Genomic DNA, 6,000 nt, shown 5'->3' with positions numbered 1-6,000 from the left:
GTCGGCGGAGAGCCGATTGGCAATGGCACGATCAGTACAGGCGGACTGCCGCGTTGCCGGCTCTATTCCCCGACCGAGTGTCGCAAGATCGCTCTTCCCGATCGGGAGAGAAGTTCTGGCCGGCCTTCAGTAATGACCGGGACTCAGGGCGGAGCTTCGCGACGAATCGGCCGGTCATCACTGAAGTTTGGCAGTCTGTTCGCGGTGCACCGGCCGCGCGTTGGGCGCCGCGGCTTCGCGCCGAGGTCGATTACTGCTGCACCGCGGTCAAGACGCGAACGGTGGAATGGCGGCCTGCACGCCCTGAAAATGCCGGTCGCGCCGGCTTTCCCGTGCTCTCCTGCGATGTTGCCGCGTCCGTTTCGCCCGCGATAACACGTATCCGGGATCCGACGCCAGACACGAACGCCGATATTGACGATGGCAGCGTAGCCGGTTAACCTAACATTTGTTAGAATTACTTCTCTCCCAGTAGGTGGATAGATGACGATCTCCCAAGAGATGCCTCCGGATGAGGCCGCGAAATACGTCGTGCCCACGTACTTCGTGAACAGCGATAGCCCCGAGGTCCAGCAGTTCGTCGCACGGGCGCTGCGCCATTTGCCCGACGGTGCATCGCGGACCGACAAGGCGGTCCGCCTGTTCGAGGCGGTGCGAGACGGCATCCGCTATGACCCCTACACCTTCGCCTTGACGGTCGATGCTTACCGCGCGAGCACCATCGCCGGAGCAGAGGCCACCTTCTGTGTGCCCAAGGCGATCCTGTTGGCGGCTTGCCTACGTGCGGTCGACATTCCCGCAGCGCTGGGATTCGCCGATGTGCGCAACCATCTGAATACGCCCAAGCTGCAGGAACTGATGGGCACTGACCTCTTCGTCTATCACGGTTATGTGCAGCTCTGGCTCAACGGCAAAACATATAAGATCACACCCGCGTTCAATATGGAGTTGTGCGAGCGGTTCGGGGTCAAGCCGCTCATCTTCGATGGCAAGAGAGACGCGCTGTTTCACGAATTCGACATCAGGGATCAGCGGCACATGGAATATGTGAATGATCGGGGGCTCTACGTCGATGCACCTATGGAAGAATTCCTGCGGGTGTTCAAGGACACCTATCCCAGGCTCGAACAATTCAATCGCGAGCGCATCTCGCACAGCGCCGAAGGGGTGGACGCCGGGTTTGCGGCAGCAGGCAAGGTGCCATGAAGTTCCTTGGAGGCTTCCAACCAGGTCAGATCTACAGGTTTCGTGCAGAGCCGCTGATCAAGGACGGGATCGTAAATCCGCAGTGGCTGAATACTGGCGAGGCTTATGCGATCGGCAGTCACGTCAGCCCAACCGGCTGGGGAGTCCGATGATGCTGCAGGCGTTCAAACCGATCCGGTGATGATCACGCGCCGCCCCCGGAGGAAAAATGAGCAACGCTGCACATCACCACGACCAGGACGATCTACGCTTATTACGCAAAAGCGTCCGCACGCTGCTTGAGCGCGCGGGCGGCGCGGCACGGGCGCGTAAGATCAGGGATAAAGACGGCGCCTGGGATTCGCCTGTGATGCTGGAACTGGCCAAGGCCGGCGTGTTCGGCGCCGTGGTGCCAGAAGAGGCCGGCGGCCTCGGCATGGGCCTTTCGGCTGCCGGGATCATCGCTGAAGAAGTCGGCCGGGTGATCGCGCCCGAACCTGTCGTCGCCTCGGTCGGACTCGCAATTGGGCTTTTACGCCGGCTCTGCCCCGAGCATGCACTTCTGGCCGAGACGCTGGCCGGCACGACCGTCCTGGCGACAGCGTGGCAGGAGCGTGACGTCAAAGGTCTCTCCAACACTCTATCATGTCGGTTCGAGAACAGCGCTCTGACCGGGACAAAATCCTGGGTCGCGGGGGTGACTGCTGCAAGTGCCATTCTCGTCGTGGCGGAAGCCGATGGCGGACCGGCTCTTGCTTTGATTGAACCTTGCGGCAAAGGCGTTTCCATCGACAAGCGGCGACAGTCCGACGGCAGTATAATGGCCGAGCTACACCTGTCGGAAGCACCAGCCGAGTTGCTCGCGAAAGGCCCGGTTGTCAATGCGGCTCTCGCAGCCGCAGTCAGCGACACGACGGCGCTGACCGCTGCCGAGCTTGTCGGAGTGAGCGCAAAAGCATTGGAGATCACCCTCGACTACACCAAGACGCGCGAGCAGTTCGACAAGCCGATCGGTTCGTTCCAGGTCATTCAGCATCGCGCTGTGGACATGCATATCATGCAGCAGCTGGCCGAGGCGAGCGTTCGCGACGCTCTAGGCCTAATGGACGCCGCAGAAGCTCCGCGCCTGCGTGCACGCCAGGCCAGTCGCGCCAAGGCCCGCGCCTGCACCACCGCCAGGAAGATCACGCGCGAGGCGATCCAGCTGCATGGCGCGATCGGCTACACCGACGAATTGGATATCGGGCTTTACCTGAACAGGGCGCTCGTGCTCTCGGCCTGGCTGGGCGACGACGTCTATCACCGGAGGCTCTGGCTGCGCGCCCGCAACGCAGAGGAGGCCGCAAGGTGATCGATTACAATGAAATGAGCGACGCGGACTTCCGTCGGAAGGTGCGGCAGTTCTTCGAAACGGAGTATCCCGAAAAACTGCGCCATCTTTCCCATCGCCCGAAGTTCGCCGAAATCGAGGACTGGCACCGCAAGCTCCATGCCAAGGGCTGGGTCGCCCCGGCCTGGCCTTCGGAATATGGCGGGATGGGACTGAACGCGGCCAAGCTTCTCATTTTCTACGAGGAACAGCAGCGTTGGGGAGTCGTGCGTGGCCGCGACATGGGCGTGCAGATGGTCGGGCCGCTCATCATCAGGTTCGGCACCGATGCCCAGAAAGCACACTGGCTGCCCCGCATCCTGAGCTGCGAGGACATCTGGTGTCAGGGTTATTCCGAGCCTGGCGCTGGATCCGATCTGGCGAACCTACGCACGAACGCCGTAATCGACGGCGAGGAGTTCGTGATCAACGGACAGAAGATCTGGACGACGATGGCGCATGACTCGACGCATATTTTCATGCTGGCCCGCACCGATCCGAAAGCCCCAACGAAACAGCAGGGGATCAGTTTCATTCTCGTGCCGATGGATCAGCCGGGGGTCAAGGTCCGAACGATCGCCACGCTGGCAGGCGAAACTGAGTTCTGCGAGGTATTCTTCGACGATGCCCGCACCCCGTGCGAGAATCTTGTTGGCGAACTCAACAAGGGCTGGACCATGGCCAAGTCCCTTCTCGGCTTCGAGCGAGTGTTCATCGGCGCACCGAATCTGGCCCAAAACGCGCTAGGCCAGCTTGAAAGCTACGCGCGGGGTGCCGGCCGCTTCGACGATCCGGCCTTTTGCGAACGCTTCGCGGAGGTCGCGCTCGACGTCGAGGATCACGCGGCGCTTTACGCGCGCTTCGCCGATCAGCTGAAGAGGGGCGAACCGCTGGGCCCGGATGTCTCGATGCTCAAGATTTGGGTGACCGAGACGTTCCAGAAGATCACCGAACTCATGATCGAAGCCGCAGGGCCCGATGGCGGTACCCTCGGTCCGCTGCAGGTCGGCAATGCCGCCGTCGACGTTCTGGCGGCTTTCTACAAGGCCCGGCCGACCACGATCTATGGCGGGTCGAACGAAATCCAGCGCAACATCCTATCGAAAGCAGTTCTGAGACTACCCGGCTAACCAAGAGAGGGAGGAGAGTACGATGACCAATCGTTACGCGAAATACGACAAGCTGAAATTCGATTATCCGGGTGAGCGCGTGCTGCGCATCACCTTCGACCGGCCAGAAACCTTCAACTCGGTGGATGCCGAGACTCACACCCAAATGACCGATATGTGGATCGACATTGATCGCGATCCCGATATCAATGCGGTGATCGTCACCGGTGCAGGCAAGGCGTTTTCGGCGGGCGGCGATTTCGGCCTGATTGAGAGCATGATCGGCAATTCGCATGAGATCATGAAGACGTGGAAGGAGGCCAAGAACCTCGTCTACAACATCATCAACTGCAACAAGCCGATCATCTCAGCGATCAACGGTCCCGCGGCCGGGGCGGGCCTGGTCATTGGGATTCTCGCCGATGTGTCGATCGCGGGCAAGAAGGCGAAGATCGTTGACGGCCACCCCCGTCTCGGCGTGGCCGCCGGTGACGTCGCCGCGATCATCTGGCCGCTACTGTGCGGCATGGCCAAGGCGAAATACTATCTGATGACCTGCAGGCCGGTTTCGGGTGAAGAGGCTGACCGGATTGGGCTGGTGTCGATGTGCGTCGAGGATGACGTTTTACAGCAAACTGCGCTCGACATCGCGAATGAACTTGCGAATGGCTCGCAAAGCGCCATCCGCTGGACAAAATACTCCCTCAATAACTGGCTGCGCCAAGCTGGACCGATTTTCGACACTTCCACTGCGCTCGAAATGCTCGGCTTCATGAGCGAGGACGTCAAAGAAGGCGTCCTGTCACACCGCGAGAAGCGCGCCCCGAAATTCCGCACGGACTGCCCCATCTGATCCGGGCCTAGAACTGGACCAGAAAGCAATGTCCATTGACATTTATCAAGATATCGCGACGGCCTATAGCGCAGCTGCAACAAAGGCCACCGGACTGAAGGCGCGGTTCGATGCGGCCGGGTTCGATCCCAGCAAAGTTTCATCGCTGGCCGATCTCTCCCGTCTACCGGTGATGAAAAAGGAGGAGCTGCTGAGGCTCCAAAGAGAGAACCCGCCTTTCGGAGGCTTCCTCGCCTCTGACCTGAAGGAGATTCCGCGCATCTATGTCTCGCCCGGGCCGATCTTCGAGCCGGCTTTGCCCGGCGCCGGTCACGGGCTGGACCTGCTGTTCAAGACGGCAAATGTGGGCAAGGGGGATGTGATCCTGAACACCTGGATGTATCACCTCGTGCCGGCTGGGCTTCTTTTTGACGAGGCCGCGCGGGCCGTGGGTGCCACCGTCATTCCCGGCGGCGTCGGCAACACCGAATTGCAAGCCCAGATCATCGTCGAGACCGGCGTCACTTCCATCTGCGCGTCGACGGCGTTCTTCCTGACCCTAGCCGACAGAGTGATCGAGACCTATGGTCGCGGCGCCTGGAATGTGCGGACGGCATTCTTGGGCGGCGAAATGGGCGACTGGATGGCCAAACGCCGCAGGATCGAGGCTGATTACGGCGTTTCCACCTGGGCAGCCTATGCCACCGCTGATCTCGGCCTGGTCGCCTTCGAGGATGGCGGCGAAGGTTACGTCGTCCATCCCGATCAAGTGGTGCAGATCTGCGACCCCGCAAGCGGGGAGCAACTCCCTTTGGGCGAGACGGGCGAGGTCGTGGTGACCGCGCGCGATGCCACCTGGCCGATGATCCGCTTCGGCACTGGCGACAGCGCCTTTGCGCTGGAAGGCAACCAGGACGGCAGTGTACGTCGGCTGTCGGCCCTTCAGGGCCGTGTCGGCGCGGCAGTGAAGGTGCGGGAGATCTTTGTCTACCCGCGCGTGATCGAGGAAGTCGTCATTGCCTCCGGCGCCAAAGCGGCGCAGGGCGTTGCCACGCGCGAAAACGACCGCGATGCGATCAAGCTCTTCCTTGTTCTTGAAGATGGCGCCGACGCGGATAAGGCGAAGGCCGCCGCGCTGGAGGCATTCAAGCTTCATGCTCGCATCCGTGCCGACGCGGTCGAGATCGTGCAATCCATGCCGCAAGGTGCCGAGCTGATCGTCAATTTTAAGGATGATTGACGTCATTTATTATTTGATCGGTTGCCTGGCGTCGTCTATCCCGCGCTGCGGAGAATCATGAAAGCCATTGTCTCCTTAGCGCCGCCGCGTTAATGACCTTCGCCATTCCCGCAGTCTCTGCGGTTCAGCCCGAATGAGTTCGGGACCGCTTTGAGCAGATGCAAACGATGATGGACCAAGTGGAACAGGTAAACCCCCGCCGAGCGGTAGAAACTCATGGCCGAGCATATTAACGATCATACTAAGATGATGCAGTATCAAATGG

5 protein-coding genes are annotated in these 6,000 nt (G+C 60.7%); all 5 read left to right on the top strand.

From position 1 onward, the window contains the following. The first annotated feature begins 483 nt into the window (after positions 1-483). The 5 genes from Q1J79_RS01960 to Q1J79_RS01940 all read left to right on the top strand — a co-directional run bounded on the left by Q1J79_RS01960 (position 484) and on the right by Q1J79_RS01940 (position 5,735). Positions 484-1,206, top strand: coding sequence for a transglutaminase family protein (locus tag Q1J79_RS01960; protein ID WP_300295754.1), 723 nt, complete (start codon positions 484-486; stop codon positions 1,204-1,206). A 208-nt stretch (positions 1,207-1,414) separates the two neighbouring features. Further along, complete coding sequence (locus tag Q1J79_RS01955) at positions 1,415-2,536, top strand: acyl-CoA dehydrogenase family protein (protein WP_300295751.1); 1,122 nt, start codon at positions 1,415-1,417, stop codon at positions 2,534-2,536. Beyond that, positions 2,533-3,684: an acyl-CoA dehydrogenase family protein gene (locus Q1J79_RS01950; protein ID WP_300295750.1), complete on the top strand. Its 1,152-nt coding sequence runs from the start codon at positions 2,533-2,535 to the stop codon at positions 3,682-3,684. The genes Q1J79_RS01955 and Q1J79_RS01950 overlap by 4 nt, the downstream gene beginning before the upstream one ends. A gap of 22 nt (positions 3,685-3,706) precedes the next feature. Continuing rightward, positions 3,707-4,516 carry an enoyl-CoA hydratase/isomerase family protein gene (locus Q1J79_RS01945; protein WP_300295747.1) on the top strand — a complete coding sequence of 270 codons (810 nt, stop codon included), beginning with the start codon at positions 3,707-3,709 and terminating at the stop codon, positions 4,514-4,516. Between the two features lie 28 nt (positions 4,517-4,544). Then, positions 4,545-5,735 carry a hypothetical protein gene (locus tag Q1J79_RS01940; RefSeq protein ID WP_300295745.1) on the top strand — a complete coding sequence of 397 codons (1,191 nt, stop codon included), beginning with the start codon at positions 4,545-4,547 and terminating at the stop codon, positions 5,733-5,735. Positions 5,736-6,000: the final 265 nt, after the last annotated feature.

This window comes from Ferrovibrio sp., from assembly GCF_029255545.1.
GTDB lineage: Bacteria > Pseudomonadota > Alphaproteobacteria > Ferrovibrionales > Ferrovibrionaceae > Ferrovibrio.
The sequence above is the reverse complement of the archived record's forward strand: the minus strand, read 5'-3'. Positions and strand labels throughout refer to the sequence as shown.

Excerpts from the sequence above, each read along its gene's own strand:
- Q1J79_RS01940 (WP_300295745.1), top strand. The coding sequence starts at position 4,545 with ATGTCCATTGACATTTATCAAGATATCGCGACGGCCTATAGCGCAGCT.
- Q1J79_RS01945 (WP_300295747.1), top strand. The coding sequence starts at position 3,707 with ATGACCAATCGTTACGCGAAATACGACAAGCTGAAATTCGATTATCCG.
- Q1J79_RS01960 (WP_300295754.1), top strand. The coding sequence starts at position 484 with ATGACGATCTCCCAAGAGATGCCTCCGGATGAGGCCGCGAAATACGTC.
- Q1J79_RS01955 (WP_300295751.1), top strand. The coding sequence starts at position 1,415 with ATGAGCAACGCTGCACATCACCACGACCAGGACGATCTACGCTTATTA.